General features: G+C 72.0%; 20 protein-coding genes and 1 pseudogene. 9 read left to right on the top strand and 12 right to left on the bottom strand.

The window, feature by feature from the left end:
* Nucleotides 1–34: 34 nt before the first annotated feature.
* Nucleotides 35–520 (top strand): annotated as a pseudogene (thpR, locus tag SS2_RS02705) (RNA 2',3'-cyclic phosphodiesterase); the annotation flags it as partial.
* Here thpR and uvrA read toward each other — a convergent pair.
* The 5 genes from uvrA to SS2_RS02680 form a co-directional block, all read right to left on the bottom strand.
* Nucleotides 504–2,978, bottom strand: a complete 2,475-nt coding sequence (uvrA, locus tag SS2_RS02700) for an excinuclease ABC subunit UvrA (protein ID WP_066460846.1) — start codon at nucleotides 2,976–2,978, stop codon at nucleotides 504–506. The pseudogene thpR and the gene uvrA sit on opposite strands and share 17 nt — an antisense overlap.
* 37 nt (nucleotides 2,979–3,015) lie before the next feature.
* Nucleotides 3,016–4,155 carry a Fic family protein gene (locus SS2_RS02695; protein WP_066460845.1) on the bottom strand — a complete coding sequence of 380 codons (1,140 nt, stop codon included), beginning with the start codon at nucleotides 4,153–4,155 and terminating at the stop codon, nucleotides 3,016–3,018.
* Nucleotides 4,156–4,240: 85 nt separating this feature from the next.
* A complete protein-coding gene (locus SS2_RS02690; protein WP_245643309.1) occupies nucleotides 4,241–5,596 on the bottom strand; it encodes a cellulase-like family protein in 1,356 nt (451 codons plus the stop codon).
* Nucleotides 5,593–8,019 carry a beta-galactosidase gene (locus tag SS2_RS02685; protein WP_245643307.1) on the bottom strand — a complete coding sequence of 809 codons (2,427 nt, stop codon included), beginning with the start codon at nucleotides 8,017–8,019 and terminating at the stop codon, nucleotides 5,593–5,595. The genes SS2_RS02690 and SS2_RS02685 overlap by 4 nt, the downstream gene beginning before the upstream one ends.
* Nucleotides 8,016–11,399 (bottom strand): DUF5107 domain-containing protein, encoded by a 3,384-nt coding sequence (locus SS2_RS02680; RefSeq protein WP_083941595.1) that lies wholly within the window; start codon nucleotides 11,397–11,399, stop codon nucleotides 8,016–8,018. Before SS2_RS02680 ends, SS2_RS02685 begins: the two co-directional genes overlap by 4 nt.
* 78 nt (nucleotides 11,400–11,477) lie before the next feature.
* Between SS2_RS02680 and SS2_RS02675 the strand changes: the two genes are divergently transcribed.
* From SS2_RS02675 to SS2_RS02660, 4 genes are all read left to right on the top strand, one after another.
* A complete protein-coding gene (locus SS2_RS02675; RefSeq protein ID WP_066460844.1) occupies nucleotides 11,478–12,344 on the top strand; it encodes a helix-turn-helix domain-containing protein in 867 nt (288 codons plus the stop codon).
* 160 nt (nucleotides 12,345–12,504) lie between these two features.
* Complete coding sequence (locus SS2_RS02670) at nucleotides 12,505–13,335, top strand: succinate dehydrogenase cytochrome b subunit (protein ID WP_245643305.1); 831 nt, start codon at nucleotides 12,505–12,507, stop codon at nucleotides 13,333–13,335.
* Nucleotides 13,332–15,311: a fumarate reductase/succinate dehydrogenase flavoprotein subunit gene (locus SS2_RS02665; protein ID WP_066460843.1), complete on the top strand. Its 1,980-nt coding sequence runs from the start codon at nucleotides 13,332–13,334 to the stop codon at nucleotides 15,309–15,311. Before SS2_RS02670 ends, SS2_RS02665 begins: the two co-directional genes overlap by 4 nt.
* The gene (locus SS2_RS02660) at nucleotides 15,308–16,057 is read left to right on the top strand and encodes a succinate dehydrogenase/fumarate reductase iron-sulfur subunit (protein ID WP_066460842.1); all 750 of its coding nucleotides are present in this window, start codon (nucleotides 15,308–15,310) and stop codon (nucleotides 16,055–16,057) included. Before SS2_RS02665 ends, SS2_RS02660 begins: the two co-directional genes overlap by 4 nt.
* Nucleotides 16,058–16,160: 103 nt before the next feature.
* Here SS2_RS02660 and SS2_RS02655 read toward each other — a convergent pair whose 3' ends face one another.
* On the bottom strand, nucleotides 16,161–16,817 hold the full coding sequence (locus tag SS2_RS02655; protein WP_066460841.1) for a hypothetical protein: 657 nt from the start codon (nucleotides 16,815–16,817) through the stop codon (nucleotides 16,161–16,163).
* 130 nt (nucleotides 16,818–16,947) lie between these two features.
* Here SS2_RS02655 and SS2_RS02650 point away from each other — a divergent pair, with 130 nt between their 5' ends.
* The 3 genes from SS2_RS02650 to SS2_RS02640 all read left to right on the top strand — a co-directional run bounded on the left by SS2_RS02650 (nucleotide 16,948) and on the right by SS2_RS02640 (nucleotide 20,091).
* Nucleotides 16,948–18,414, top strand: coding sequence for a sensor histidine kinase (locus SS2_RS02650; RefSeq protein WP_157607163.1), 1,467 nt, complete (start codon nucleotides 16,948–16,950; stop codon nucleotides 18,412–18,414).
* Nucleotides 18,411–19,154, top strand: a complete 744-nt coding sequence (locus tag SS2_RS02645) for a response regulator (protein WP_066460839.1) — start codon at nucleotides 18,411–18,413, stop codon at nucleotides 19,152–19,154. Before SS2_RS02650 ends, SS2_RS02645 begins: the two co-directional genes overlap by 4 nt.
* A gap of 88 nt (nucleotides 19,155–19,242) precedes the next feature.
* Nucleotides 19,243–20,091 (top strand): alpha/beta fold hydrolase, encoded by an 849-nt coding sequence (locus SS2_RS02640; RefSeq protein ID WP_066460838.1) that lies wholly within the window; start codon nucleotides 19,243–19,245, stop codon nucleotides 20,089–20,091.
* A 17-nt stretch (nucleotides 20,092–20,108) separates the two neighbouring features.
* On the opposite strand, the gene SS2_RS02635 is transcribed toward SS2_RS02640, so the two are convergent.
* Nucleotides 20,109–20,672, bottom strand: a complete 564-nt coding sequence (locus SS2_RS02635) for a TetR/AcrR family transcriptional regulator (protein WP_066460837.1) — start codon at nucleotides 20,670–20,672, stop codon at nucleotides 20,109–20,111.
* A gap of 118 nt (nucleotides 20,673–20,790) precedes the next feature.
* Here SS2_RS02635 and SS2_RS02630 point away from each other — a divergent pair, with 118 nt between their 5' ends.
* Complete coding sequence (locus SS2_RS02630) at nucleotides 20,791–21,639, top strand: alpha/beta fold hydrolase (RefSeq protein WP_066460836.1); 849 nt, start codon at nucleotides 20,791–20,793, stop codon at nucleotides 21,637–21,639.
* Between the two features lie 232 nt (nucleotides 21,640–21,871).
* Here SS2_RS02630 and SS2_RS02625 read toward each other — a convergent pair whose 3' ends face one another.
* The 5 genes from SS2_RS02625 to SS2_RS02605 are packed head-to-tail and all read right to left on the bottom strand — an operon-like array spanning nucleotide 21,872 to nucleotide 26,531.
* The gene (locus tag SS2_RS02625; RefSeq protein ID WP_066460835.1) at nucleotides 21,872–22,828 is read right to left on the bottom strand and encodes a sulfurtransferase; all 957 of its coding nucleotides are present in this window, start codon (nucleotides 22,826–22,828) and stop codon (nucleotides 21,872–21,874) included.
* Nucleotides 22,825–23,754 (bottom strand): ABC transporter substrate-binding protein, encoded by a 930-nt coding sequence (locus SS2_RS02620; RefSeq protein WP_083941593.1) that lies wholly within the window; start codon nucleotides 23,752–23,754, stop codon nucleotides 22,825–22,827. The genes SS2_RS02625 and SS2_RS02620 overlap by 4 nt, the downstream gene beginning before the upstream one ends.
* A complete protein-coding gene (locus tag SS2_RS02615) occupies nucleotides 23,751–24,641 on the bottom strand; it encodes an ABC transporter ATP-binding protein (protein ID WP_083941592.1) in 891 nt (296 codons plus the stop codon). Before SS2_RS02615 ends, SS2_RS02620 begins: the two co-directional genes overlap by 4 nt.
* Nucleotides 24,631–25,506 (bottom strand): ABC transporter permease, encoded by an 876-nt coding sequence (locus tag SS2_RS02610; RefSeq protein WP_217995559.1) that lies wholly within the window; start codon nucleotides 25,504–25,506, stop codon nucleotides 24,631–24,633. Before SS2_RS02610 ends, SS2_RS02615 begins: the two co-directional genes overlap by 11 nt.
* Entirely contained in the window at nucleotides 25,503–26,531 is a 1,029-nt protein-coding gene (locus SS2_RS02605) for an ABC transporter substrate-binding protein (protein WP_066460834.1), read from the bottom strand. The genes SS2_RS02610 and SS2_RS02605 overlap by 4 nt, the downstream gene beginning before the upstream one ends.
* Between the last annotated feature and the right edge of the window lie 176 nt (nucleotides 26,532–26,707).

The raw sequence follows: 26,707 nt of genomic DNA, 5'->3' as shown, positions 1-26,707 counted from the left end.
ATGCTGTGCGACTGTTCGCGGCCACCGCCACCATGTCGCGACGGCGTCGCCGTGGACTCCCCGCTCCACCTGGCACCTCACCCTCGCCTTCTTCGGCTCCGTGCCCGACGGCGCCCTCCCCGACCTGGAGGCCGCCGTCGCCGCGAGCGCGCGGGAGGTGGAGCCGTTCACCATCCACCTCGCCGGCGCCGGGGCCTTCCGCAGCACCGTCATGTGGGTGGGCGTGGGCGGCCAGACCAGCCCGCTGACGGAGGCCATGCACGAGCTCGCCGGCGTCCGCGGCGAGGTCACCGCCATGCGCGAGGGCCGCGAGCGCAACCGCGCGCACCTGACCATCTCCCGGGCCGGGGCGAGCGTCGACGCGTCCCACGTCGCTCATGCGCTGGCGGTCTACCGCGGGCCGGAGTGGACCGTCGACGCCATCGACCTCGTCGAGTCACGCCTGGGTGAGGGCGCCCAGGGTCACCCTCTGCACACCCGTCTGGCGGCCTTCCCGCTGGGCTTCACCGGGCTGCCGTGACCAGCCGCGCAGCCAGGTAGGGCGCGGTAGCACTCCCCGCTACCCGAGCCACCTCCTCCGGCGTCCCCGACGCCACCACCCGTCCGCCCTGGTCCCCGCCACCGGGCCCGAGGTCGATCACCCAGTCAGCACTGATGACCGTGTCCAGGTCGTGCTCGACCAGCACCACGGTGTTCCCGGCGTCCACCAAGCGGTGCAGCTGGCGCAGCAGCAGGGCGATGTCCGCGGGGTGCAGCCCCGCCGTCGGCTCGTCGAGCAGGTAGAGCGCGTGCCCGCGGTGGGCTCGCTGCAGCTCGGTCGCCAGCTTGATCCGCTGGGCCTCCCCGCCGCTGAGCTCGGTCGCGGGCTGGCCCAGGCGCAGGTATCCCAGCCCCACCTCGCGCAGCGTCGTCAGACTGCGCATCGCCGATGGCACGTCCGACAAGAACGACGCCGCCTCGTCGACCGACAGCCCCAGCACGTCCGCGATGGTGTTGTCGCGGTAGACGATCTCCAGCGTCTCGGCGTTGTAGCGCGCGCCGTGGCACGTGGGGCACGGCGCGTACGTCCCGGGCAGGAACAGCAGCTCGACCGACACCGACCCCTCCCCCTGGCACGTCTCGCAGCGCCCTTCGGCGACGTTGAAGGAGAAGCGGCCGACGCCGTAGCCGCGCTCGCGCGCCTCGGGCGTGGCGGCGTAGAGCTTGCGCACGGCGTCGAACAGGCCCGTGTAGGTGGCGAGGTTGGAGCGGGGGGTGCGCCCGATGGGGCGCTGGTCCACGCGCACCAGGCGGTCGAAGGTCTCCAGGCCGGTCGCGTCGTCGACGTCGATCTCCAGCTCGGCGTCGTCGCCGTCGTCGGGGGCCTGGCCGAGGTGGCGCCGGACGAGCTCGGCAAGCACCTGCGTGACCAGCGTCGACTTGCCCGACCCGGACACCCCGGTCACCGCCGTCATCACCCCGAGCGGCACCTCGACCGAGACGTCGTCGAGGTTGTGGCGGCTGATCCCGCCCACGCGCAGCCAGCCGTGGGGCGTGCGCTGGTGGCGTTCGAGCGGCTCCGCGCGGCCGAAGAGATACCTGCCGGTGACCGACTCCTCGACCTCCTCCAGGCCCGCGACCGGCCCGGAGTAGAGCACCTGTCCGCCGTGCTCACCCGCGCCGGGGCCGATGTCGACCACCCAGTCGGCTCGCCGCACGATGTCCATGTCGTGCTCGACGACGAACAGCGAGTTGCCCCCGCCCTTGAGCTCGTCGAGCACGTCGAGCAGCGGCTCGGCGTCGGCTGGGTGCAGCCCGGCGGAGGGCTCGTCGAGCACGTAGACGACCCCGAACAGCCCCGAGCGCAGCTGGGTGGCGATGCGCAGGCGCTGGGTCTCACCGGGCGAGAGCGTCGTCGAGCTGCGTCCCAGCGACAGGTACCCCAGCCCCAGGTCGAGCAGCACTTGGATGCGGGCCACGAGGTCCGCGCACAGGCGCACCGCCACCTCGGTCGCCTCCCCGGAGTCGGCCGACGACGTCGCCGCCCCCGCCTCGGTGAGCTCAGCCACCGGGCGCAGCAGCGCCGCCAGGTCGACGAAGGACAGCGCGTTGGTCTCGGCGATGTTCAGCCCCGCGAAGGTCACCGTCAGCGACTCCGGCTGCAGGCCGGTGCCGTGGCACACCGAGCACGTCGCGGTGCGGACGAAGCGCATCGCCTTGTCCCGCATCATCTGGCTCTTGGACGTGGCCAGGACGTGGTGGATGTGCGCGCGGGCGCTCCAGAACAGCCCGTAGTACCCGTGGTCGATGCGGTCGCGCTCGGGCTTGATGAGCACCTTGGGCTGCTCCTCGGTGAACAGCAGCCACTGGCGGTCCTTGGCCTTGAGCTTGTGCCACGGCTTGTCCACGTCGATGCCCAGCCCGGCGACGATGCTGCGCAGGTTGGCCCCCTGCCAGGCACCCGGCCACGCGGCGATCGCGCCCTCGCGGATGCTCAGCGAGGTGTCCGGGACCATGAGCTCCTCGCTCACGTCGTGCTCCTCGCCCAGGCCCTGGCAGCGCGGGCAGGCCCCGGCCGCGGTGTTCGGGGAGAAGGCCTCCGCGCCCAGGCGCGCTGCGCCGTCGGGATAGGTGCCGGCGCGGGAGTAGAGCATCCGTACCAGGTTGGACAGGGTGGTCAGCGTGCCCACGCTCGAGCGCGAGCTCGGGGCGCCGCGCTTCTGCTGCAGCGCCACGGCCGGGGGCAACCCGGTGATCTCGTGCACGTGCGGGGCGCCCACCTGGTGCAGCAGGCGGCGCGCGTAGGGAGCGACCGACTCGAAGTAGCGGCGCTGCGCCTCGGCGTAGAGCGTGCCGAAGGCCAGGGAGGACTTGCCGGAGCCAGAGACGCCGGTGAAGGCGACCATCGCGTCGCGCGGCAGGTCGACGTCGATGGTCTTGAGGTTGTGCTCGCTGGCTCCGCGGACATGGACAAAGGAGTCGTGAAGATCATGGGGCACGCCCTCCAACCTAGGTGGTGAGCGGCGGCGGCGCCGTCTAGGCGTACAACAGCCCCCGGAACCCGGGATAGGGCTCGTCCAGCTCAGCATCCCGGCGATGCACGGCGACAATCTCCTTGAGTCCCTCGCCCGCGACGTAGTACCTGCCCTTCGTCTCGCCGACGGCACGCAACAAGCCGGCGTCGGCCAGTCGCTTGAAGTCGCGGGTCGCGGTCCGTTCGTCGACCTCTGTCGTGCGGACATAGGACGACCTCCGCACCCGGAACCCCACTACCGCAGAGAACAGCAGGTCCAGGGCGCGCTCGGGGAGGCGGTTCTGCTCAGCGACGTCGTCGAGCATGTCCCAGACGACGGCGGCCCGCGCCATCCGGGTGGCGACGGTCTGCGCCTGGAGGTGGTGGGCTCGCAGGCAGAACTTGAGCCAGAGGTGGGCGTCGGTCGCGGGGCTCCAAGCCCCAGAGCTCGTCTTCGCTAGCACGCGGTAGTAGTCGTCGGTGTGCTGCCCCAGCCATTCCTCGATGCTCGACAGCTCAGGGGCGCTGAGTCCAGCCCGGGTGAGCACGAGGGTGTGCAGGGCGCGTGCCATCCGTCCGTTCCCGTCCCGGAAGGGGTGGATCATCACGAGGTTGAGGTGCGCCATCGCAGCCTGCACGAAGGGATCGTCGCCCGTGCGATCCGCGAGCGCGGCGACGAGCTCGTCGACCAGCCCGGGGACGATCTCGGCTGCTGGGCCCTCATAGACGGTGCGCTCAAGGGTGTCGTCGCGAACGAAGATCTCTCCGCGGCGGTACTGGCCTGGGCTCGTGTCGAGGGCGTGGGAGAGCAGCATGAAGTGCATGCTGCGCAGCACCGAGGAGTCCAAGGTGAAGTGCTCGTCGGCGGCCGTGGCGAGGACGAAGCCGAGAGCCTGGCGGTAACCGCGGATCTCAGCAAAGGTGCGCTCATCAGCGCTGATGGGCTCCTCGCCGTCGATCGCAGCGTCGGCCTCGTCGAGCGCGACGTCGTATCCCTCGATGCTGTTGGAGCCGCGGATGGCCCGGGCGACGGCCGTGCGACGCAGGCGGCCGACCCAACGCCTAGGCGTGCGGAGGTAGTCCGACAACGTGGTCCGCATTGCTTCCAGCTCGTTGAGGACTCGGGTGTCGTCCAGGTCGAGGGCGGGCGAGGAGTAGATCATGGGTGTCTCAATGTCTCTATTCTTAGGACAGGAACTCGATCCTACGACATGTGTCCTAAGAATAGAGACATTAGGACACTCCCTCTCAGGGCGCCCCGAGCAGCACCGCCGTGCACTCCTGCTGCAGGTCAGCGTCCGCCCACATCGCGTGGTGGGGCGCCGCGTTGGAGCACACGACCGAGCCCCAGGCACCCACCTGGGCGGACAGGTGGACGGCGTCGCGGCAGATCTGCGCCCCGACCGGCCCCTCCTCGAAGCGGCAGTCGCGCGGGGTGTAGCCCACCCACCCCTCCCCGAGCACGAGCGGGATGCCCAGGCGGTCCGCGTGGTCGGCTGCCACCCCGATCCATTCGCGGAGCCGGTTCGCCATGGCGATCCGGTGGGCGCCGTAGCGGTCGTAGAGCCAGCGGTCCACCGCGACCGGGTCGCACCAGTCGTGGACGTAGATCTCCGCGAGCCCGACGATCGACGCCTCCTGCTTCCACGCCTCGTCGGCCGGTGGTGCCCACTCGCGCAGGCGCGGGGCTCCGGGGCGCAGCAGCTCGGCGTCGGCCCGGGCCTGGGGGAAGTCCGCCGGGTCCCCGCGCAGGGCGAACTCCTCGACCAGGTCGTCCAGGACGCCATAGACGTAGGGGTGGACCACGAGCGCCCCCGCGTTGCGCGGCACCCCGCGCATCGCCGTCACCGGGACTGCGGCGTAGTTGACCCCGCACAGCACGCCGGGGTGGCGGCTGGCGAAGACCGCGTGCCCCGCCTCGAGGCGGTCGCGCAGCTCGACCACGACGTCCTCGACGCCGGGCAGGCCCGCGGTGAGGTGACCGGCCTGGACCTCGTTGTGCAGCTCGACGAAGGCGAGGGTCTGGTCGAGGTCGTGGGCGACGAGCAGGTCGACGAGGTCGGCCATCGCCTCCCCGAGGACGATGAGGCGTTCCTCCGGGTCGACCGCCTGCAGGGCGTCGTGCCAGTCCCGCTCGGCGGCGAAGGCCGGGCTCTGCTGGTACTCCCAGGACGAGGCGATGACGAGCATCCCGTGCCGCTGCGCGGCGCGGAAGAAGTCCAGCAGGTGCGCCTGGGCGTTGATCACCGTGTGCTGCCCGACGTCGTACCACCGCACGCGGGAGGCGTAGCCGCCGCCGATCGGCCCCAGGCGCAGCGCCGAGGTGTCCAGGCCGGAGGCGAACAGGAGGAAGGGCATGGCACAGATGCGGACCGCGTTGTAGCCGAGCTCCCGGGCCCGGGCGAAGGCCACGTCGAGGTCTTCGAAGGGTTCACCGGGGCCGGTGCGCACGTACCAGGAGAAGTCCCACAGCGTGATCGCCAGCCGGTCGGGAAGGTGCGCGGGGATGCCCGGAGGGCGCTGGTTCACCGGTCCGGTGACGGTCTGCGCGGTGACCATGACGGGCGCGGCGGCGGAGGTGCGGGGAAGGTCCTGGCTGGTCATGCGGTCGTCTCCTCGGAGGGGGTGGGGGCCCGCCACAGCGTCGTGCGGGTGAGGGTGACGCTGTCCAGCGCGCACAGCGGCCCTTGGGTGGCGCGCCGGCGGCCCATGGCGTCCGCCGGGAGCCAGACTGCCGCGTCGGGGTGCAGCGGCAGGATGCGCAGGCTCACCCGCGCACCCTCCGCACCCGGCAGGACGTCGAGGTCGATGTCCCACGGCGTCCCGTCCCAGAAGCGGTCGCCGACCACCTCGTCGTCGACCAGGAGCTGGGCCACGTCCCCGGCCCAGGTGACGCGGAGGATCCGGTGGTCGCCCTCACCGGACTGCTCTGCGACGGTCGCGACCTGGAAGTGCGCCGCGAGGTCCGTGAGGGTGGTGGAGTCCGGGGCGGAGGCCCGCCCCTGGGAGGCGCCGTACCCCGCGGGCACCTCGCCTGCGGCGCGCTCGAGCGTCGTGGTGAGCCGGGTCGCGGGCTGCGGCGCGGCGTCGGCGTCGGGCACGAGGTCCAGGGTGCGCCAGCCGTCGCGGTAGATCTGCACGTGCGGGGCGGCCGCCGCGCGGGAGACGAGGGCGTCACCCTCGGCCCACAGCGGAGCCTGCGAGAGGGCGAGCACCCGGCCGGCGGGGGTGTCCAGCACCCACGCCCGGTCGGCGTCGCGCGAGCCGATCACGACGACGGTGGCACGCGAGCCGGCCGCCTCGACCTCCAGGACGCCACCGGCCTCCCGGTCCACCCGGTGCACGCCGGGCGCGATCTCGGTGCCGCCGCGCACGACGGCCTGACCGTCGATGCTGATGTCCGCGTGGACCCCGGCCTCGGCGACGAGCACGAGGGTCGTCTCGTCCAGGAGGGTCAGCGCGGAGGCCGTCGCCCACCCCACGGTGACCCCGCCCAGGCGCAGGCCGAAGGGCCACCGCGCGATGGACCCGGCGGGCACGTCGACCGGACCGATCCGCCGGGTGTGGTCCACCAGGTCGAGCTCGAGGCGCACCCCGGGCAGGTCAGGCAGCGGCACGTGCGGTTGATGCCACCCGATGACGACGAACCCGCTGGTCCCGTCGCTGCGGATGGCCCAGCGCAGGGTCGCGGAGTCCTCGACGCCCTGGGGCAGTACGTCGGGCAGGCTCGATGGCATGTCCGCGAGCTGAGGGCCGAAGGCACGCAAGAAGGCGTGCTGGCGGCGCAGCGCGGCGTGGCTGGGGTTGAGCTGGCCGGCGGCTCCGACCGCGGCGTGGAAGTCGTAGTCGAAGCGCGGCAGGTCGTTGGGGTACCCGGTGACGTGCGACTCCTGGAACTCCCCGCCGGGGTTGATCCCGCCCGCGTACATGTAATAGCCCTGCCAGGCCGAGCCGCTGCCGATCTTGGCGTTGCCGACCGCCGCGATGTCCGCTGCGGTGGGGACCGGCCGGCGGTGGTAGGTCGTGGCCATCCCACCGCCCAGCTCGCAGGTCGCCGGCGGGAAGGAGGCATCCCGAGGAGCGGTCTCGATCTCGCCCGCCGTGACACCCCGGACGTCCGCCCCGACGCCCGGGTCGTCCCACTCGTGGGAGAAGAAGAAGTGCGAGCGGAAGGTGGGCTCCCACGCCGCCTCGGCGTCCACCCAGAACCCGTCGCCGTACCCGGAGTACAGCGGGAAGAACTCCTCCGGCGGCAGCTGCGCCCCGCCCCAGGCCGTCGCCGTCCACAGGGGGGCTCGCAGACCAGCAGCCCGGGCCATCTGCTTGAGGGTGCGCAGGTGGCCGGGCTGGTCGTACAGCTCGTTCTCCACCTGGATGCCCACCACGGGTCCGTCTGGTCCGCAGAGGGCGGCGACCTGCTCGCCGAGGGCGTCGAACCAGGGCTGGACCAGCGCCAGGTACGCCGGCTCGTCGGTCCGGTGAGCGACGGGGGCACCCTGCACCCAGTCGGGGAACCCGCCGTTGCGCACCTCGCCGTGGCACCACGGGCCGATGCGCAGGACGACGTCGAGGTCCAGCTCCTGGCACAACCGCACGAAGGCCGCGACGTCGAGGTTGCCGTCGAAGCGCGCCGGGCCAGGTGAGGGCTGGTGGTGGATCCAGATGAGGTAGGTGGACACCACGTCGATGCCGCCCGCCTTCATGAGCTGCAGGCGTTCACGCCACCGCGAGCGCGGCACCCGGGAGTAGTGGATCTCCCCGGAGACCGGGACCCACCCGACGCCGTCCCGCACGATGGCGTGGGAGGTGACCGCCAGGCGCGGGCTCGCGTCCTGCGCGCTGGTCATCGCCGCAGTCACGGCGGGCGCCTCCCACGGCTGGTGGCTCACCCGCAGGGTGGGGTCCTCACGCAGGGTGGGATCCTCACGCAGGGTGGGGTCGTCGCGCAGCACCTGAACTCCTTGATCGATGTCGGTCGGACGTGCACCATCGTGCAGCATCTGTGCTGGTCGCAGGGACGCGGTCATCGGGCATCCTCGCTCGACAGCGCCTGCAGCGCTCGTCCGGCGGTGGCCGCGGTGCGCAGCGCGTCGACCTCACGCTGCCTGCCCACCCGGTCCTCGACCGAGAACACCAGCATCTCCGGCAGGGAGGTCGCGAAGTAGTCGGGTGCCATGGGCGCTCGCTCCAGCGCGTCCGCCGTCTCCTCCAGAGCGGCCCAGACGCGGGACGCCGCCGCGAGCTCACCCAACCGGCAGTGCGCCAACCCGATCCAGAAGTCGTCCTGGCGGGCCGGGCGCGGGTCGACGGCGTGCACGCCACCTCCGTCGCGGGCCTGGCGCCACCGGGACGCGGCGGTCACCAGGTCCCCCGCGGCGGCGTGCGCGTCCCCGGCGGCGACGAGCCGGGCCGCCTGCGGGTCACCCGGGTGGCGGCCTTCACCGAGGTTGAGCGGCGTGGTCGTCCCGGCATCGAGCAGCTGCGCCGCGGCGCGTGGGTCGGAGGCCAGCAGGAGGGCCGAGGCCGCGATGCTCGCGCGGTCGAAGGCCGCGATGACCTTGCCTTCGCCACCTTCGAAGGGCTGGAACTCGCGGGTCTCCAGGATGGTCATCGCCTCCTCGACACGATCGACGTCCAGCAGCAGACCGAGATAGGCGATGGTCAGGTCGTCTCGCTCGAGGAGGTCGCAACCCGATCCCTCAAGGTCAGACAGACGCTGGGCGCTACCCAGACCGCGCAGCCGCGCGAGCTGGTCGCGCTCGAACACCAGACGCCCCAGCGGACCCACGGTCGCGATCGCCGTCTCCAGGTAACCGTCCGCGACCTCGAGGTCACCCATCGTGTTCACCACGGCGATCGCCGCGTTGCGCAGCACAACGGGGTCACGGCTGCCGGCGTCCACGGCCTCGACCAGGACGATCCGCGCGTCCTCGGTGCGACGAGCACCCATCAGCAGGCTCCCCAGCAGGCCCAGCGCCGTGCGGTCCCTCCCGGTCTCCGCCTCCCCCTGGCCGCAGGCCCAGGTGAGCACGTCCAGGTCGTCCAGCCCGGCCGGGAAGGCGTACCGCCGGTCCACGGCTCCGGCGTACCGGATCTCCCGGGCGGCGGCCTCGTGGTCCCCGCGCTCGGCGTGGATCCGCGCTCGCAGATAGTGCGCCACCGGCCCGGGATTGCCGAAGACGGACGCGCCCGCGGTGATCGCGCGATCAGCCCACTCCACGGCGAGGTCGTGCTCGCCAACTCGCGTGAGCTCGTGAGCGATCGTGAGATAGGCCGTGCTGTCGGCCGTCTCGAAGGACCCGTCGACGGCGCGCAGCAGCGGATCGAGCGGATCGGCGGCCAGAGCCTCCTGCAAGGCCCGGTCCGCCGTGTCCTCCTCGCCAAGACGGCGCAGGGCCAGCACGCGCAGGGCACGGGCGGTCGGGTTGTGCCCGTCGATCGCCACGGCCTGGTCGAGGTGGGCCAGCGCGACCGCGGCGTCGCCGTCGAGCAGCGAGATGCGGGCGGCGCCGAGCCGGCCCGCCACGGCGAAGGCCGCATCCCAGGTGGCCTTGACGAAGGCCGCCGCGGCGTCCGCGCGGCGGCCCAGCCGCTCCAGCGTCAGGCCCCGGCGGTAGTGCAGGTCTCCCGTGCGCGGGTTGAGGTTGCGGTGGGTGATGCGCGCCGCAGCGGCGTCGAGGTGCTCCATCGCCTGGTCGTAGCGGCCCACGCCGTGGTCGAGCTCGGCCAGGGCGAGGTGGGCGCGGGAGTCCTGCGCGTCGATCGCCAGCACCCGCTCGAGGTAGGGGCGCGGGGAGCGCGAGGGGTGGCGGTACTGAATAAGGTGCTGGGCCGTCAGGAGCAGCTCGTCGACCGCGGTGATGTCCTCGGGCAGGGGCGGTGCGGTGGCGAGCCACGGCTCGACGTCCGTCACCGGATGCGCCTGCCAGGCGACGAGGAGCCGGTCGTCTGCGGTGGGCTCGGTGGGCTCGGTCGGCTCGGCGCTCTCGGTCCGCTCGGTGGCCTCGACCACGACGTCGGCACGCGTGGCGGCGCCCGGCACCTCGAACTCCCCGAGGTAGGGCTGACCAGGGGCGACATCCACCTCGTGGTCGTGGACGACGTCGCCGTCGTGCAGCACCCGCACGCGGACCCGGGCCGCCCGCACCACGCTGAGGCCGACCCGCCCGCGCCCCGAATCCACCTCGACGGACAGCGCCGCCTCGCGGCTGGCCTGGTGGACGATGCCGATGTCCTGGATCGGGTACCAGAACTGGCTGAAGGTGCGGGTCTCCCCCGGCGCCAGGTAGCTGAAGTCGGGCTGGTTGTCGGTGAAGACACCGGCCATGAGCTCGACGTAGGGGCCGTCGTCGTCGGTGAGCTGGCGGTCCCAGGCCCGGCCGATCTCGCCGTCGCCCCAGGTCCACTGCTTCTTGCCGGGGGCGATGTCACGCTCCGCCCAGTGCACAAAGCCCGCGCCGGCGCGGTGGTCGTACCCGCCGAAGAACTCGTCCTGGGTGTCGGTGACCATGTACGACGTGGGGACCAGGATGCTGGAGTACCGGTCGATCTGGTCTGCGCCGGGACGCTCGGCGGCCAGGGCCGGGTAGTCCACCCCGTAGTAGGGACGGTCAGCGCCCGGGAAGGCGGTGATCGCCCGGCGCGCGTGGTCAGCGACGTGGGTGACGTCGGTCGGGAAGAACGCCTGGTAGTCCTCGTGCGCGGCCGCCGCCACGTTGGCCCACCACAGGAAGGTCTGCGGCTCCTCGGTGCGGTTGTGCAGCCTCGCGGCGACCTCGATCGACGCCTCCGAGGGGCGCAGGCGCACCCCGTGGGTGCCTCGCATCCGCTGCATCGGGTCGAGGTCGGCGTGCCACACGGTGACCGACCCGTCGTCGGACCGCTCGATCTCGATCTCCATCGGCAGGTACGTCCCGGGCCGGTGGTGCTGGGGCCAGTTGAACTCCACACCACCGGAGATCCACGGCCCGCCCACCCCGACCAGAGCCGGCTTGATGACGTTGTTGCGGTAGAGGAAGTCGTAGTCGCGGGTCTTGTCGTAACCGATGTGGATCCGGCCACCGAGGTCTGGCAGGAGCATGAGCCGGATCCACCGGTTCTCCAGGTGGACGGCCCGCCACGGGCGCACCACCGGCTGGCGGGCGATGCTGTCGACGAAGGGCAGCGGGTAGATCCGGCCGTCGGAGCCTTGGTAGACACGCTGGTCGAAGAACATCGGGAACTCGTCCGGCGCCGCGGGCTCGTAGGTCGCGATGTCCACGTCCTCGACCCAGCAGGCCACACCGCCCTGCTCCAGGCGGAGGCGTTCGCTCGCGGGGGGTTCGGGGAGGGTGATGCGCGTCGGTGTCGTGCGCGGCGTCGTTGCGTTGCGTGGCGTCGTTGCGTTGCGTGGCGTCGTTGCGGTCATGTCCCCAGGCTAGGTTTCCGGCTGAGGGTGTCATAGGGTCAGACCGATGGTCAGCATGGACGAAACGACGGGAGCGCTGTGACCGAAGCGCGGAAGGACGGCTTCGCGGACCAGCGGCTCTGCGTCGTGCCGGGGCCTGCTGTCGAGGCCGCTGCGCAGCGCGCTGTCACGCGCCGGCTCGTGGTCACCGACGCGGGGTACTTCCCTGCAGCCCGCGGCCATCTGCGCACACGCCCGCGGGGCGGGGCGGAGGCGATCCTCATGCTCTGCATCTCCGGCGGGGGATGGGTGGACGTCGCCGGAGAACGGGTGAGCGTCAGAGCATCGACCTGCGTGCTGATCCCCGCGCACACCCCGCACTCCTACGGCAGCTCCGCCGAGCACCCATGGACGATCTGGTGGTGCCACTTCCGCGGCACCGACCTGCGTGACGTCGCCGAGGCGCTGGGCAGCGAGCACGTCGCGCCCATCTCCCTGCGCTCCCTCGACCGGGTCACCGCGCAGTTCGACGAGCTCATCGCCACCCTCGAGCAGGGCCAGACGCCCGCCCACCTGTTGGCGGCGACCGGCATCGCCTGGCACCTCATCGCGCAGATCGCCGTCGACCGGGTGCTGCCCGAGACGGACACACCGGTCGAGCGCGCCATCCGCTATCTCGGTCAGCGGATCGACTCCTCGGTGCAGGTGTCAGAGCTGGCCGCCCTGGTCAACCTCTCTCCGTCCCACCTCAGTGCCCTCTTCCGCCGCACCACCGGCGGCGGGGTCACCGCCTTCCACATCTCGCTCAAGATGGCTCGCGCCCGGTCCCTGCTGGACACCACGACCTTGACCATCAGCGAGGTCGCGGCGCTGGTCGGGTACAGCGACCCGCTCTACTTCTCACGACAGTTCCGACGCCTGCACGGCCTCAACCCCACGAACTACCGAGCCCAGCACAAGGGGTGAGGCCGTGCGAGGCACTCTCACGACCCGGCAGATGATCTGACACCACCCGGTTTTCTGACACCACCCCGGGATGGAAGTCCTAGTGGCGCCGCATTTCTCACCCCTACGCTCCATGTGACGCGCACCACACTGCGTCACACGCAGCTACCCAGGGACGCCCATGCCTTCCCCAGTCAGCCCCGGCCCGCAGGCCGCGACCACCACCGCGCCGACGCCGGAGCCGACGCCGCAGGGCCGCGCCACCCTCCCCGGCGCCGAGCCCGCGGCCCTGGCCGCCGGACGGGTCACCGACACCCGCGTCCGCACAGCCCCCACGGTCCCGTCCTGGGTGCTCAAGCTGGTCATGGCCGTCACCGGCACGATCTTCGCGCTGTTCCTGCTGGTCCACATGTTCGGCAACCTCAAGGTGTTCACCGGGGCTGAGCACTTCAACGAGTACGCGCACTGGCTGCACACGATCCTCGAACCCTTCCTGCCGTGGAACGGCGTGCTGTGGATCCTGCGGGTCGTGCTGAGCATCTCCCTCGTCGCCCACGTCGTCGCCGCGGTCCTGCTCAAGCAGCGCGCCCGCAGGTCCCGTGGCAGGGTCCCCCGCAAGCGCCTGCCGCTCAAGACCTTCGCCGGGCGGAACATGCTCGTCACCGGGATCGTGCTGTTCGCCTTCATCGTCTTCCACCTGCTGGACCTCACCGTGGGCACCCCCGGCGTCGCCCCGGCCAGCTACACGGCCGGCACCACAGAAGCCTCCTTCGCCTACCAGAACCTCGTCGCGAGCTTCCAGCGCCCAGCCGCGGCGGCGTTCTACATCGTCGCGCTGCTCACCCTGTTCCTGCACCTGGCCCACGGCCTGGTCACCGTCGTGCACGACCTCGGCATGACCGGGCGGCGCACCCGCGCGGTGGCCTTCGCCGCCGGCGGCGCGCTGGCCCTGGCCATCCTGCTCGGCAACATCCTCATCCCTGTGGCCGTGCTGACCGGAGTCGTGAAATGACCACCACCGACCTTCCCGCCACCCACGTCACCCCCGAGTCGCTCGTCCCCGGCGTCACCCGCGGCGAGGAGCTCGACGGCCACGTGCCTGACGGTCCCCCGGCCACCGCCTGGGCCCGGCGCAAGCTCGCCTACAAGCTGGTCAACCCCGCCAACCGCCGCAAGTTCAAGGTCATTGTCGTGGGCACCGGCCTGGCTGGGTCGGGAGCCGCCGCGGCCCTCGGCGAGCTCGGCTACGACGTGCACTCCTTCACCTATCACGACGCCCCGCGCCGGGCGCACTCGGTCGCCGCCCAGGGCGGCATCAACGCCGCCCGGGCCCGCAAGGTCGACAACGACTCGATCGAGCGCTTCGTCACCGACACCGTCAAGGGCGGGGACTTCCGCGGCCGCGAGGCGGACGCCTTCCGCCTCGGCGAGGAGTCCGTGCGGGTCATCGACCACCTCAACGCGATCGGCGCGCCCTTCGCCCGCGAGTACGGCGGCGCGCTGGCCACCCGGTCCTTCGGCGGCGTGCAGGTCTCACGCACCTACTACACCCGCGGCCAAACCGGCCAGCAGCTCCAGGTCGCCAGCGCCCAGGCCCTCCTGCGCCAGGTCGACGCCGGAAGCATCACCCTGCGCACCCGCCACGAGATGCTCGACCTCATCGTCGAGGACGGCCGCGCCCGCGGCGTCATCATGCGCAACCTGCTCACCGGCGAGATCACCGCCCACACCGCCGACGCCGTCGTGCTGGCCACCGGCGGGTACGGGAACGTCTTCTACTTCTCCACCCTCGCCAAGAACTCCAACGCCTCCGCCGCCTGGCGCGCAGCCCAGCGCGGGGCGCACTTCGCCTCGCCGTCCTTCATCCAGTTCCACCCCACCGCGCTGCCGGTGAGCTCACGCTGGCAGTCCAAGACGATCCTCATGAGCGAGTCGCTGCGCAACGACGGGCGCATCTGGGTGCCGCTCACCCCCGGCGACGAGCGCGCTCCCGGGGACATCCCCGAGGACGAGCGCGACTACTACCTCGAGCGGCGCTACCCGACGTTTGGCAACCTCACCCCGCGCGACGTCGCCTCGCGCAACGCGAGCGAGCAGATCGTGGCGGGCCGCGGCGTCGGGCCGTTGAAGAACAGCGTGTACCTCGACTTCCGCGACGCGATCGCGCGGCTGGGGAAGAAGACGATCGCCGAGCGCTACGGGAACCTCTTCGAGATGTACACCCACGCGACCGGCGAGGACCCGTACACCGTGCCGATGCGCATCGCGCCCGGGGCACACTTCACCATGGGCGGGCTGTGGTCCGACTACGACCAGATGACCTCCATCCCCGGGCTGTTCGTCGGCGGAGAGGCCGGCTGGGGCTACCACGGCGCCAACCGCCTCGGCGCGAACTCGCTGCTCTCGGCCTGCGTGGACGGGTGGTTCACCCTCCCCTACTCCATCCCCAACTACCTCGCCCCCTTGCTCGGCACCCCCCGCCTGCCCGACGACGCACCCGCCGTTCTCGAGGCCCTCGAGCGTGCGCAGACGCGCACCGAGGCACTGCTCGCCGCCGACGGCGAGCACGGCCCCACGTACTTCCACCGCCTGCTCGGCGACATCCTCTACGCCGGCTGCGGGGTGCACCGCACCGCGGAGACGCTGACCACGGCGATCGCCTCGATCCGCGAGCTGCGCGGGCGGTTCTGGGCCGAGCTGCGGGTAGCCGGGACCGGGGACCACCTCAACCAGGAGCTGGAGAAGGCCGGCCGGGTGGCCGACTACCTCGAGCTCGCCGAGCTCATGTGCATCGACGCCCTCGACCGGGAGGAGTCCTGCGGTGCGCACTTCCGCGGGGAGCACTCCGTCGATGGTGAAGCCGCGCGCGACGACGACCTGTGGGCCTTCGTCTCCGCCTGGGAGGTGCCCGGCGACGGGACCTTCGTGCGCCACCACGAGCCGCTGACCTTCGACGCCGTCCCGCTGCAGAAGAGGAACTACCGATGAAGCTGACCCTCGATGTGTGGCGCCAGGACAACCCGGCCGGGCCCGGCCGGTTCGAGACCTACGAGGTGCTCGACGCGACCCCGGAGATGAGCGTCGTCGAGCTGCTCGACCGGCTCAACGAGCAGCTCGTGGAGACCGGCGCGGAGCCGGTGGCCTTCGAGTCCGACTGCCGCGAGGGGATCTGCGGAGCCTGCGGGGTGACGGTCGACGACCGCCCGCACGGCGCCCAGCCGAACACCCCGTCCTGCCACCAGCGCCTGGCCCGCTACACCGAGGGCCAGCGGATCCGCATCGAGCCGCTGCGCTCGGGCGCCTACCCGGTGATCCGCGACCTCGTCGTGGACCGCTCGGCGCTGGACCGCGTGATCACCGCCGGCGGGCACGTCGCCATCAACGCCGGCACCGCGCCCGACGCCGACGCCGCCGCGCTGGACTTCGCAGCGGCCGAGATGGCCCTCGACTTCGCGGCCTGCATCGGCTGCGGCGCCTGCGTTGCGGCCTGCCCGAACGGCGCCGCGCACCTGTTCGTCGGGTCGAAGCTTGCTCACCTCGCGGCGCTGCCGACGACGAAGGCCGAACGCGGCAAGCGGGCGCGGGCGATGATCTCCGAGATGGAGCTCGACTTCGGTCCGTGCTCCTCCTACGGGGAGTGCGCGGACGTGTGCCCGGCAGGTATCCCGCTGAGCGCCATCGCGGTGGTCAACAAGGAACGCCTGCGCGCAGTGCTCCGAGGTCGCAACACCTGACCCGCCCCTCTCCCCCTCCCCGGCACCTCCCCCTCCGGCGAGGTCGTCTATTGGGGCCGAGGTCGTCTATCTGAACAGACGACCTCGGCCCTGATAGACGACCTCACCGGGCGCTGTGGTGGCCGGGCGGAGGCGAGTCCGTCTGGGCGGCGGCAGGCCCAGGGCCGGAGCCCGATCCGGGGGCGGGCTTCTTCACCGGGCCGAGGAGAGCCCAGATCGGGCCGAAGATGAACCAGAAGGCCAGCACCACGCCGATCCGCAGCATCCACGACCACAGGGGATCCTCCCCCCACGCCTCCGCCGGCGGGATGCCGGACCCGTCGACGAAGGTCATCGCCAGGATGACGACACCCGCAATGACCGCAGCGACCACCGCCTTGCCGAACTCACGCAGCTCGTGCGGCACCGCAGCCCAGCCGTCCCGCGGCGCCTTGACCGGCGCCGGTCCCCCCGCGAACCGGTGGGCGAAGCGCACGTCCGCCCACCTCATCAGCGAGTGACCGAAGGCCACCGTGAAACCCAGGTACACCGCCGCCAGGCCGTGCGCAAAGCCCGGCGATGTTCCACGTGCAACATCGGCCAACGACGCCGAGACGAGCACCAGGTCGACGAGCGGGACGCACAGCAGCAGCGCCGCACCGAGCCGACGCCGGCGCAGCGGATAGCGGGCCAGCAGGCCCGCGCCGAGCACCACCCAGAACGCGACCTCGCACACCGCGATGAGGAGCACGAGGGGGTTGTCGGTCAGCAGATCGTTCATACCTCGATCCTCGGCGGCAGCCCGCAGTGCTGTCGTCAGCCATCGCACCGATCTCCGCGACCGGCGCGCTCCCAGCCCGTACATCCTTCGGGCGACTCGCCGCGGCCCTGCGGTGTGGTGAGATCGTCGTGTGAGCCCTGGTCACCCTCCTGCACCTCCCGCACCCGCCGGATCGCCCGCACCCACGGCGTCGGGCGTCCGCCCCTGGCTCTCCGCGCCCCCGGACCCCTCGGCGACCCCCGCCGAGATCCGACAGGCGGAGCGCCGGTCAGACGTGCGGACCGCCGTCGTCACCTACCTCGCCTGCCTGCTGCTGCTCGCCGTCGACCTCACCGGGATCGCTGCCGACGCCCCGCTCAGCGACCTCAGCCGCTGGTGGCACCTCGTGCCACTGACGGCCGGCTGCGCCCTCATGCTCATCAAGCGTCAGCACCCGATCGCCGCGGTCTCCGGCGGCGCGGTCCTCGTCGCGGCGGACCTGCTCCTGGGCGGCAGCATCGGGTCCATCATCGTCCTCGTCGACCTGCTCTACTCGGCTGGGCTCTACGCCACGCCCCGCGCCCGGCGCGCCCTGGTCGTCGTGGCCGGAGCCGGGGTCCTGGCGAGCATGATCGGCTCGGGCGTGACCGGCTCCCGCGACCTCCAGGCAGTCATCGCCGGGGCGCTGCAGGGCCTGGCCATCCTCGTGGTTCCCCTGTGGTGGGCCGCCGACGTGCGGCAGAAGGCCGACCTCGCTGCGCTGGCCTTCGAGCGCGAGACCCTGGCCCGCGCCCGCGCAGCGGACCTCGTCCGCATCGCTGACCTGCGCCGGCACGAAGCGGTCCTCGCCGAGCGGCGCGCCATGGCCCGCGACCTGCACGACGTCGTCGCCGGGCACGTCTCCGCCGTCGCCATCCGCACGGGCGCGGCACTCACCTCGCCCGACGTGCCACCGCGCGAGCGGGAGACCCTCGAGTTCGTCCGCTCGACGAGCCTGACCGCCCTGCAGGAGATGCGCACGATGATCGTGCTGCTGCGCGGCGATGCGATCGACGAGTCCGCACCCGACGAGCCGCTGGCCTCCCCCGGCCGCCTGGCCGACCTCGCGACGCTGGTCGAGGCCCACCGCGCAGGTGGTCTCGAGGTGGTCGTCACGACGGCTGACGCTGGTGACCGCTCGCTCCCGGCGGACAGCCCAGCGCACAGCCTGACCGGCGACTTCCTGACCGACGCGCTCGCGGGCGCCCCGCTGCCCGCCGCCGTCGACCAGGCAGCCTTCCGCATCATCCAGGAAGCGCTGACCAACGCCGCCAAGCACGGCGGCCCAGGCGAGGTCGTCGTGACCATCGATGCGACCGCGAGCGCCCTCACCCTGACCGTCACCAACCCCCTGCCCACCGGTCACCCGTCCCACCGTCCACCGACCGCGCTCGGCTCAGAGCATCCCGCGTCCCATCCCGCGCCCCATCCCATGGCCGCAGAGCCGCTGGTCAGCGCCGGGATCGGGCTCGTAACCATGCGGGAACGTGCCGAAGGCCTCGGCGGCACCTTCCGCGCCGGGCAGACCGGCCACCTCTGGACCGTGCACGCCTCCCTTCCTCTCTCGGAGCCCTCATGACCGCGATCCGCGTGATCCTCGCCGACGACCACCCCGCCATCCGCACCGGTCTGCGCTACCTGCTCGACTCCGCGCCTGACATCGACGTCGTCGCGGAGGTCGGGGACGGCGCCGCGGCGGTCGCCGCAGCCCGGGAGCACCGCCCCGACGTCGTGCTCATGGACGTGCGCATGCCCGGCACCGACGGCATCACCGCGACCGCCGCCATCACCGCCGAGCGTCTCGCCGAGGTGCTCGTCCTGACCACCTTCGATCTCGACGACTACGTCAGCGGTGCGCTGCGCGCCGGCGCGGCCGGCTACCTGCTCAAGTCCGCCGAGCCGAGCGAGCTGCTCGACGCCGTGCGCCGCGTCGCCGCGGGCGACGGGGTGCTCGCCCCTGAGGTCACCCGCCGGGTGCTGCGGGCCTTCGCGGACGAGGCCGACACCGCTGGGCGGGTCAGCAGCCCCACCAGCCCCGACCTGGCTCCCGCACCCGGCTCTGGGGCGCCGGGCTACCCCGCGCCCCCGCTGCGGCGGCACCCCGGCGTCGAGCAGCTCACGCCCCGCGAGCGCGACGTCCTTGTCGCCCTGGCCCAAGGGCTGTCCAACCACGAGATCTCCAAGACCCTCTACGTCTCTCCGGCCACCACCAAGACCCACGTCTCCCGGGTGCTGGCGAAGCTGGAGGTGACGTCGCGGCTGCAGGCGGCGCTCATCGCTCAGGACCTCGGTCTCACCGGTCCAGGCAGCGGCGGATAGCCCAGCGGTTGCGAAGGGGACGATCCACCTCTTGTGTGGGGGATACCGGGAGGCGACCGTCCTCCCGTCTACCGGACAGGAGCCCACCATGCCGTTCGTCACCGTCGGGACCGAGAACTCCGCACCCATCGAGATCTACTACGAAGACCACGGCCCCGTCGACGCCCCACCCGTCGTCCTCATCCATGGCTATCCGCTCGACGGGAACTCCTGGGAGCGTCAGACCCGCGTGCTGCTCGAGGACGGTCACCGCGTCATCACCTACGACCGGCGCGGGTTCGGGCGGTCGAGCCACCCGGCGGCCGGCTACGACTACGACACCTACGCCGCTGACCTCAACGTCCTCATCACGTCCCTCGACCTGACCGGCGTGACGCTCGTCGGCTTCTCGATGGGCACCGGCGAGGTGGCCCGCTACGTGTCCGCCCACGGCACGGGCCGCCTGAGGCGCCTCGGGTTCCTCGCCTCCCTCGGGCCCTTCCTGCTGCAGACCGACAACAACCCCACCGGCGTCCCGCAGTCCGTCTTCGACGGCATCGCCGCCACCGCCCGCGAGGACAGGTTCGCGTGGTTCTCCAGCTTCTTCGCCGACTTCTACAACCTCGACGAGACCTCCGGGTCCAGGATCAGCGAGGACGCCGTCCGCGCCAGCTGGGCAGTCGCCGCCGCGAGCGCACCCGACGCTGCCTACGCGGTGGTCCCGACGTGGCTCACGGACTTCCGCGAGGACATCTCGACGGTGAGCACCTGCGGCCTGCCGACGCTCATCCTGCACGGCACCGCGGACCGGATCCTGCCGATCGACTCGACCGCGCGGCCCTTCCACGAGTCCTGCCTCGAGGCGATCTACGTCGAGGTCGAGGGCGCCCCGCACGGCCTGCTGTGGACCCACGCCGACGAGGTCAACGCCTCCCTCCGCGACCTCCTCACCCGCTGACCCACCGGGTCGCAGAGCTAGGCCGGCCGCAGGCTCGTGGCGATGAGGGCCTTCGCTGCGTCGCGGGCTGCGGCGGCCCATGCCCCGTCAGGGGAGATGGCGGCCATCGTCTGGGCCCCTTCGGCGAGCAGCACGAGCTGGGGCGCCACCGCCGGGTCCAGGCCTGCCTGCGCTGTGAGCTCGGCGACGTACTCGGCGAAGCCCTCCTTGTGGGCGCGAACGGCCTCAGCCACGTCCGGGTTCACCGAGCCGAGCTCACCGAAGGTGTTGATGAAGCCGCAGCCCCGGAAGGTCTCCTCAGCGGTCCACTCGATGATGTAGTCGTAGATGGCGAGGAGCTTGTCCTGCGGCGTGGTCGCGACGTCGACCCGGGCGGTGAGGCACTGGCGCCAGCCGCGCGTGCGGCGGTCCAGGACGGCCAGGACGATGGCGTCCTTGGAGGGGAACTCCCGGTAGAGGCGCTTGAGCGACACCCCGGCCTCGGTGCGCAGCTCGTCCATCCCCACCGCTTGGATGCCCCGGCGGTAGAAGAGGTCGTCAGCCGTCGCGACCACGGTGTCGCGGAGGGTTGTCTCGGTCACGGGAATCTCATCCTTCGGTACGAATCAGCAGGTAGTTGCGCTGAGAACGATCGTTCTCTAGTGTAGTCGACATCGAGGAGAACGACCGTTCTCCTCACCTTGTGGACAGGAGACCGTCATGCCGTTCGTCACCGTCGGGGCCGAGAACTCGTCAAGCATCGAGATCTACTACGAAGACCACGGACCCCTCGACGCCGCACCCGTCGTCCTCATCCACGGCTACCCGCTCGACGGCCGCTCGTGGGAGCGTCAGACCCGCGCTCTGCTCGAGGACGGGCACCGCGTCATCGCCTACGACCGCCGCGGGTTCGGGCGGTCCAGCCACCCCGCGACCGGCTACGACTACGACACCTACGCGGCCGACCTCAACACGCTGCTGGAGACCCTCGACCTGCACGACGTCACGCTCGTCGGTTTCTCCATGGGCACCGGCGAGGTGGCCCGTTACGTCGCCACCTTCGGCACCTCACGGCTGCGGCGTCTTGGCTTCCTCGCCTCCCTCGAGCCCTTCTTGCTGCAGACCGACAACAACCCCACAGGGGTTCCGCAGTCCGTCTTCGACGGCATCGCCACCACTGCCCGCGCCGACCGCTTCGCGTGGTTCACCAACTTCTTCGCCGACTTCTACAACCTCGACGAGACTCTCGGATCCCGGATCAGCGACGAGGCCGTGCGTGCCAGCTGGGCCACCGCTGCCGCAAGCGCTCCGGACGCGGCGTACTCCGTCGTCCCGGCCTGGCTCACCGACTTCCGGGCAGACGTCGTGGCAGTACGCTCGGCCGCGCTGCCCACGCTCATCCTGCACGGCACAGCCGACCGCATCCTGCCGATCGATTCCACCGGTCGCCCCTTCCAGCAGTCCTTCCCGGAGGCGACCTACGTCGAGGTCGAGGGCGCACCGCACGGTCTCCTGTGGACGCACCCCGACGAGGTCAACACCGCCCTCCGCGACCTCCTCACCCGCTGACCGCAGAGCAGAGCCGCAAGGACCGGGCCAGCCGAACCGCCGTCTCCCCCTCCGGCGGTCTAGCCGGACCGCCGTCTCCCCCTCCGTCCCGCACCCGCACCCCGCCCCACCGCCCGGTGAGGTCGTCTATCAGGGCCGAGGTCGTCTATTCAGATAGACGACCTCGCACCTAATAGACGACCTCGGCGGCCCGGCGGGTGCGGGAGCCGGGCCGGAGTGGGTTGGGCGGGGGTCAGGTGCTGGGGAGCACCAAGGGGAGGTCGGGGTCGGCGCTCCACTCCTCCAGGGAGCCGTCGTAGACGCGGACCCGGGTCCGGCCCGCGCTGACCAGCCCTAGCGCGGCGTAGCTCGCCGAGATACCGCCGCCGCAGTACAGGACGACCTCGCCGTCCTCCTCCGGCAGCGCCTGCCCGACGACGCGGGCCAGCACCGGCGCGGGAAGCAGGCGGCCTGCCTCGTGCGCCAGGTCTCGGGCGGAGAGGTTGACCGAGGTGGGGATGTGGCCGCGCCGGCTGTACCGGGTGGTCGCCTCGCCGGTGAACTGGTCGGCGCCCAGGGCGCACACCAGTGCCGCGGAGCGACGCCCGGCGACGATATCGAGGACGTCCTCGCGCGAAGCCCACACCGAGGGGTCCTCGACAAGGGTGAGCGAACCGCCCGGCGCCACGTCGCCCGACACCTCGCCAGAGACCGTCCTGTCGCCCGCTGCTCCGACCGGGGAGCCGGTCGTGGCCTGCTGCCCCGGGACGGAACCAGCGGCGTCGGCCGTCTGCACCGGGTGCCCGGCGCCCTGCCAGGCGGTCAGCCCGCCGTCGAGAACCAGCGCGTGCAGCCCCAGCCCGCGCAGCGACCACCAGGCCCGTGCCGACCAGAACCCGTCGGCGCTGTCGTAGAGCACCACCGTGCTCCCGTCACTGATGCCCAGGCCGCTGAGCACCCCACGGGCGTGGTCCACCGGCGGGTGGGCGAAGTGGAAGGTCCCCTCCGGGTCGGCGAAGTCGTGCAGCAGGTCGAGGTGCTGGGAGACGGGGATGTGGGCCGCGGCCCACCCGGGACGCCCGCTCGCGGACCGGTGGTCGCCGTCGTGCAGGGGGCGGGGGAGGTCGACCGTGACGTCGAGGAGCACCAGGGTCGGGTCGTCGAGGCGGGCCGCGAGCCAGGCCGCGTCGACGAGTGGCCGGGCGGTCATCGACCCACGCCCGCGGGCTGCCCCTCGGGCAGGTAGGCCGACGTCGTCGCCCCCGGCAGCCCGTCCAGGCTCGGGATGGCGCCGTTGTCGACGAGCCAGTGCGCGTAGGACGCGATGACGTCGTCGTCGATGACGCCCCAGGCATCGCCCGCGAACCACGTGGGCGCGATGAGCTCGAAGGACCGGCGGATCGCCTCGCGGGAGAAGTACGGGGTGACCCGGTCGAACTCCGCGGCAGCGTCCGCGTCCCCGGCCGCGTGACGGAAGCCCTGCTCAGCGGCACCGAGCAGCGCGCGCAGCGCGTCGCCGTTGGCCTCGGCCCACTCCTCGCGGGCCACCAGCACGTAGGACGGGAAGGCCGGTGCGCCGTGGTCCTTGACCGGCCAGCTCAGCCGGTCCGTCCCGGTGTAGGGGTCGAAGAGCTCGTCCCAGGCCCAGTACGCCCCGAAGTAGGCGTCGGCGAAGCCGTCCAGCAGGTCCTGGGACTGCAGCTCACGCGTGCCGGAGTCGACGACGACGACCGCGTCCGGGTCACCGCCGTCGGCCGCGACGAGGTGGCGGACCATGGCCAGTCCGCGCGGGGTGGGGTTGAGCGCCACGCGCCGCCCGGCGAGGTCACGCGGGCGGGTGATGCCCAAGGAGCCGAGGGAGTGGATGGTCTCCAGACCGGTCTGGTTGATCGTGGCGACCGCGACGACACGCTGACCGCGGGCACGGGCGGCGAGCAGCCGGTTGGTGGGGACGACGCCGAGGTCGCCCTCCCCGCGGGCCAGGTGCACGAGGGTGTCCCCGCGACCGGGGTCGACCACACCGATGTGCAGGTCGATCCCCGCAGCCTCGGTGTGCCCGTGGGTGCGCGCGGCGTAAAACCCGGCGTCGTTGGCCCAGGGGTGGAAGTAGCCGAGGATGAGCCGGGCGACGGTCATGAGATCTCCAGGGGGGTCGAGACGGAAGACGGTGTGCCGCCGGCCAGGGGCGCGGCAGGAGGCAGAGCGGTAGGAGGAAGAGCGGCAGCAGGCAGAACAGGACGCGGCGTGCCCGCCGCAGCCCCGGCGTCGCGCAGCAGGGAGGTGAGGTCGCGGCGCAGCCGGACGAACTCCGCGGAGTCCACGACGGACTCCTCACGCGGGCGGTCGAAGGGCACGACGACCTTCTCGATCACCCGGGCCGGGCGCGCTGACAGCACGTAGACGGTGTCGGAGAGCAGCAGCGCCTCTTCGATGTTGTGCGTGATGAACAGGACCGAGCGGCGCGTCTCCTCCCACAGGTGCAGCAGCCAGCGCTGCATGTCCGAGCGGGTGAGCGCGTCCAGGGCGCTGAACGGCTCGTCCAGGCACATGAACGGCCGCGGGGAGAGCAGCGCGCGCAGGAAGGCCACGCGCTGCTGCATGCCACCGGAGAGGGTGTGCGGCAGGGAGTCAGCGAAGGCCTCCAGGCCGATCCGCGCGAGCCAGGCGCGGGCCTGGTCGGTCGAGTCGGGGCCGCGCTCGCCGGCGATCTCCTGGGCGAGCAGGACGTTGTCCAGCACCGTGCGCCACGGGAACAGCGCCGGCTGCTGCGGCATGTGGGAGATGTGCCCGGCGGTCCCGGTGATGTCGGTGTCGTCGAGGACGACGCGTCCGGTCTGTGGCACCACGAGACCGCCGACGACGTGCAGCAGCGTGCTCTTGCCAGCCCCGGACGGGCCGATGATCGAGACGAACTCCCCCGGCTCGACGGTCAGGGACACGCCGTCGAGCACGGAGAGGGGGCCGGTCGGGGAGGGGTAGCTCACGCTGACGTCGGTCAGGGTGAGGCGCGGGTCAACGGTCACGGATCCTCCAGCGGGTGACGCGGCGCTCGACCAGAGCGATCACGGCGAACAGGGTGAGGCTGAGCACGACGATGATGCAGATGGACACGAAGACCCGGTCGGCTCGGAAGGCCGACTTCTGCAGCAGCATGTAGTGCCCGATCCCCTTGTCGGAGCCGACCCACTCCCCGATGACGGCGCCCATCACCGCGTAGGTCGCGGCGATCTTCAGCCCGGAGAACACCGACGGCAGCGACCACGGCACCTCGAGCTTCCAGAACACCTGGGACCGGGTGGCCCCGGACATCCGCAGGTAGTCGCGCATCATCGGGTCCGCTCCGCGCAGCCCGTCCATCGCGGCCACGGCCACGGGGAAGAACGTCACGAGCACGATGACGACGAGCTTGGGCGTCAGCCCGAAGCCGAACCAGATGACCAGCAGCGGCGCGAGCGCGATGGTCGGCACGTTCTGGCTGATGATGAGCAGCGGGTACAGGGCCTGCTTGAGCGGCTCGACGTGGTGCAGCAGCCCGGCGATGGCCAGCCCGAGCAGCGACCCGGCGGCGAAGCCGATGAGGGTGAGCGAGGTCGTCGTGAGGATGTCGTCCCACAGCCCGGCGCTCTGGTCCACCCACTCCTGGGCGATCGCGACCGGCCCGGGCAGCATCCACGCCTCGATGGCGAAGACGCGGACCGCGACCTCCCACACCGCGAGGAGCACGACGACGGCCAGGGCCGGGGCGAGCACCGCGCGCAGGCGGCGCCCGCCCGGGCGGGCCGGGCGCGATCCCCGCGAGGCGCGGGAGCTGCCCGACGTCGGGCGCGGGCTGGGCGGCGTCGGTGCGGCGGGCGCGGGGGCGCCCTGGGCGAGGTTGGACCCGGTCACTTCTCGCTGCTCCCGGCGGACGCGCCCTCGGCGAACTGGTTGGTGTACGCGGCGGCGTAGTCGAAGCCGGGCTCGATGATCTCGTGCTCGGTCAGCCATGCGGTGAAGCTCGCCCAGACCTCCTCGCGCTGGTGGCCCCAGACCGGGGAGTCGGACTGGTACTCCGCTGCGAGGTAGGTCTGGGAGGCGCGGACCTGGTCGGCGTCGAGGTCGGGGACGGCGTCGAGCAGGGTCTGCGCTGCGGCGTCGGGGTCGGCGATGGCGTCCTCGTAGCCGGCGCGCGCGGCGTCGACGAAGGCCTGCACGGTCTCGGGGTCCTCGGCGATGAGCGACTCGTTGGCGATCAGCACCGGGGTGTAGTAGTCCAGGGCCTCGTCGTAGTCACGCACGAGCTGGACGTTGAGCTCGGTGCCCTGGGCCGTGGCCAGCGGCACGTCCCACCCTTCGAAGACCCAGCCGAGGTCGATGTCGCGGCGGAAGGCCTGCAGCACGCTCGTGGAGCCGATGTTGATGTTCTTCACCTGGGCGGGGTCACCGCCGTCGGCCTCGACGAGGGCGTCGAGGATGGCGGCCTCGATCGGGGAGCCCCAGCCGCCGTAGGTGTGGTCCTCGTACTGGGCCGGCTCGGTGATGCCGCGGTCCACCGGGGACGCGAAGCCGGAGGTGTTGTGGGCGATCACCGCGGCGATCGACACGATCGGGACGTCCTGGGCGCGGGCCTGGGTGACGGTCTCCTGGAAGGACACCCCGAACTCGGCCTTGCCGGCTCCCACGAGCGCCTCAGCGCCGTCCTCGGGCGGCTGGATGATCGTCACGTCGAGCCCGTGGTCGGCGAAGTAGCCCTTCTCCTGGGCGATGTAGATGCCCGTGTGGTTGGTGTTGGGCGTCCAGTCCAGGACGAAGGTGACCGGGGTCAACCCCTCGTCGGTCTCGGCGGTCGCGGCGCCGCCGGCCGAGCAGGCGGACAGGGCTGCGACGGTCGAGACGAGCAGGAGGGCGGTCAGGGGCGAACGGAGGGCAGACATGGCTGGCCTTCTTTCCGTGAAGTGTGGGTCGAGCCGTGCGGGCTCAGCCGGTGGTCCGGCGCTGAGGATGCGTGGGTGCGCGCTGTGGGTGGTGCGCGGTGAGTGCGGTGGTGCGTGCGGGTGGTGCGGGGCTCAGGTGCGCTCGGAGGGTCGACACGAGCCGATCCGCAGGCGGG

The sequence above is a fragment of the Sanguibacter suarezii NBRC 16159 genome (assembly GCF_001552735.1).
Classification (GTDB): Bacteria; Actinomycetota; Actinomycetes; order Actinomycetales; family Cellulomonadaceae; genus Sanguibacter; species Sanguibacter suarezii.
Note: the sequence above shows the minus strand (reverse complement) of the source record. Positions and strands in the feature narration are given on the sequence as shown.